Origin of the sequence: Hymenobacter terrenus, assembly GCF_000972495.1 — a bacterium.
Taxonomy (GTDB): domain Bacteria; phylum Bacteroidota; class Bacteroidia; order Cytophagales; family Hymenobacteraceae; genus Hymenobacter; species Hymenobacter terrenus.
On record NZ_LATM01000096.1, the window covers coordinates 1 to 2,073 of the forward strand.

At 57.3% G+C, this 2,073-nt stretch carries 2 protein-coding genes and 1 pseudogene; all 3 read right to left on the bottom strand.

From position 1 onward, the window contains the following. Window positions 1-90: 90 nt before the first annotated feature. Window positions 91-819, bottom strand: coding sequence for a hypothetical protein (locus WX88_RS26590; protein ID WP_046247469.1), 729 nt, complete (start codon window positions 817-819; stop codon window positions 91-93). Window positions 820-829: 10 nt separating this feature from the next. Then, on the bottom strand, window positions 830-1,696 hold the full coding sequence (locus tag WX88_RS28450) for a PAAR-like protein (RefSeq protein WP_052733150.1): 867 nt from the start codon (window positions 1,694-1,696) through the stop codon (window positions 830-832). Between the two features lie 9 nt (window positions 1,697-1,705). Then, window positions 1,706-2,073, bottom strand: a pseudogene (locus tag WX88_RS31160) (type VI secretion system Vgr family protein); the annotation flags it as partial.

The window sequence follows — 2,073 nt, forward strand, 5'->3', positions numbered from 1 at the left end:
GTTGCCCTGCTCATCCACGTAGTGGGTAATCTGCGTGATGCGGTACTTGCCCACATCGCAACCGTGCAAGCTAAGCTAAGCTAAGCTAAGCTAAGCTAAGCGGGCCGGCAGCGTGATATTGACCGGCTCGGGAAAAGCCATGCCTGTAACGCCCGCTTGTTGCAACGCCTGTTGTACCCGTTCGGTCATGAATACCTCATTGAAGCCGCCATTGAAGCCTATGTCTAGCAAGAAGAACACATCAAGGCTCGTACTATGATAGGCCTCCGTGAGTGTGAGGTGCTCGAAATGCACGTACTCTCCTCTGCCACTTTGCGCGATGGCTTCCCGTAGTGCCTCCGCGTTGGACAGGTGCAGGGGGCGATTCTCGCGTTTGCGACTGTTGCGCACATAAAAGGACGAGCGGGTGTAATCAACCCAGTCATAGTAGGGCACGGCGACAAGTTGCAGGTAGTAGTACTGCATGTCGGGCCGCAACTCGGTCAGGGGGGTGGGCGGGGCATCCTCGTTGATACGGAAGCTACGCAGGGGATAGTAGCGGTGCGGGCACAGCGTGAACTCCTGCAACACCGTCTTCACCTTCTCGCTCACTAAGAAGCCCTGCCCCCGAATGGCCCCACTATCCACCAAAAAGTCAGTAAGAAAGAAGGCATCCGTGTAATCTTCGCCGATAAGCAAATCAGAGAATATAGGTTCGTAGTCGGGCAGGTGCTCCCAAATGAGACTAGTTTGTGCATTAGGCGCCCGCCGGTCGTAATCACCGGGCACCAAGTAGCGGTGCGCCGCATTAGCATCCACGTTCAAAATGTAGAACTTCATGGGTAGGAGGTTAGAAATCAAGTCTGGTCTTCAGCTTGGCGAGTTCATTTAATGGCAGCTTCAAGCGCTTGGCTTCGGCAATGAATTCATCAATGAGCGGTACAACATCCTCTTCTAAAAAGTCACGCTCTATCAGGCCAGAACGCCGAAAGTGAGTGGTTATATACTCGTCCACGATACGGTTGTACTCGTTGTGGTGATACTCTTTCGCCACCACGTTCAAGTGAGTTAATACGTGCAAGCCCTCGCCATTGCTCCAACTATTGAAGTCGAAGCCCTGCTCGACGGCAGCCTGCACGATATCATTATTCTTGAGGAGTTGCACCGGGATTTTATGGTGAGCGTGGACGCGGCCATCGGTGAGATACAGGTCCTCGCGTAACTCTTTGCGCGCCTTGCCGCCCCACTTCGTCCAGGCGCCTTTTTCCTGGCTCGTAGCCGCTTGCTGCCAGCCCTTTGTCACCATCGGGTCATTGCCAATGTAGGCGATGGGCGGGAGCTGGCCCGAGGTCAAAAAGTCGATTTGCCCGCCCACGGCGCAGCGCGTGCAACTGGCCTTGGTGAGCATGGCTTTGCCCTGCACGGCCAGGCGCGGCCCCGGCTGCTGCCAGCCCGTGGGCGCCGGCACGCACGGAGTGGGCACACCCCCGGCCAGCTTGGTGAGCTGCTGGCAGATGCCAAAGGGCACGATGTTGACCACCGGAGCTAGGTCCAGCACCGTGCCCACCGGCACGTGGGCCACGGTGAACAGGACATTACTGGTGGTAGTAAACGGGGTGGGCACCACGCCCTGGCTGCATTGCAGCAGCGCTCCCGTCGTCACGAATNCCTGGCTGCATTGCAGCAGCGCTCCCGTCGTCACGAATTCCTCTTTCATAGCGGACAGCTAGCTGGCGTTGATGTTCAGCCCCTGGATGTCGGTGGTGCTGCCCTGAATCTGCACCGTGCTGCCTTTGAGCTTGGTCTCCCCCTTACTACGTGCATCCAGCTTGCTGCTGGCCTCCGCGACGATGGTGGTGGCTTTCAGGCTCAGCGTCTCCCCCGCTTCAATGCTCACATTCTTGCCCGCGGTTAGGCTGATATCGCCCGTAGTCTTGAGCTCAATCCGGCCGTCGCCCTTGAAGCTGATTTCCAGCGCCGTCTGCTTGTGCTCGCCGTTACTAATCAGAATCTTCTCTTCCCCCTGCTGGTCGTGGAACGTGATTTTGTTGCCCCCTTTCGTGCGGATGCTCTTCACCTGGTTGTCGGGGTGGC

What these genes read in the sequence shown, in the direction of transcription:
- WX88_RS26590 (WP_046247469.1), bottom strand. Translation starts at nt 819, where the DNA reads ATGAAGTTCTACATTTTGAACGTGGATGCTAATGCGGCGCACCGCTAC.